Here is an 852-nt window from a genome sequence, read left to right on the forward strand (position 1 = left end):
CCGCGCAGGTCACCGTCGGCGCCGGCGGCGGGGCCGCAACCGGCTCCGGACCCAGCGGGATCACCACGCCCACCGAGGCGAGCAGGTCACCGAAGGCATCCTCGTCCGGAGCCGCGAAGCTCTGGTCGTCGAAGTCCATGCGGTAGGCGAGCTCGGTGCGGAACTTCACCGCGCCGGTGCCGCCCTGGATACCGGCGCCGACCTTGGCCGCCAGGTTGCCGTCCTCGCGCTGACCCGGCGAGTTCGGGCTCGGGAACGCGTTGTACTCTTCCTCGCTGCGCTGGAAGCCGACGCCGAACAGCACGTACGGGTTCCACGAGCGACCTTCGGCGACGAAGTGGCGACGGGCGTCGATCGACACACCGTACTGGCTCCACCACAGATCCTGGTTATCGGTGAAACGCGGGTTCTGGTAGTTCAACTCGAGGTCGAGCGACCAGTCCGGGGCGATCATCTTGCCGAGGCCCAGCGCACCGAACGGCGCGTTGTTGGTGCCACGGTCGTTGTCCTGGATGTTCCAGCCGACCGCACCGGTCAGGTACCAGCGGTCGTCGAACTCCTGCGCCTGGGCAGCCTGGGCGAACGCCAGGCCCGCGAGCAGGGCGGTGCTCAGCATGCGGATCTTCATGTGCTACTCCAATGTGGGTCGGAAACGGCAGGCCAGGCCTTGACGCTCCTGAACAGGCCGGCGTGAATGATACACGGCCGCTTAGGTTCGTTAACAAGGTTTAACTTTTCCCCGACCGATGGCCTGACTTCCGGTCGTTGGTCGAAGCCCGGCACAAGGCCGGGCTTCGCGGGTACATCCAAGCGCTGCGTATTACGAGTTCTGGACGTTGAGCTCGGTACGAC

At 66.0% G+C, this 852-nt stretch carries 1 protein-coding gene; it reads right to left on the reverse strand.

The annotated features are described in order from the left end of the window. Window positions 1-628: outer membrane beta-barrel protein (locus IE066_RS14695; protein ID WP_189451284.1), on the reverse strand; the 628-nt coding region annotated here is incomplete at its 3' end. Window positions 629-852 lie beyond the last annotated feature (224 nt).

Source organism: Cognatilysobacter xinjiangensis (assembly GCF_014651995.1).
GTDB lineage: Bacteria > Pseudomonadota > Gammaproteobacteria > Xanthomonadales > Xanthomonadaceae > Cognatilysobacter > Cognatilysobacter xinjiangensis.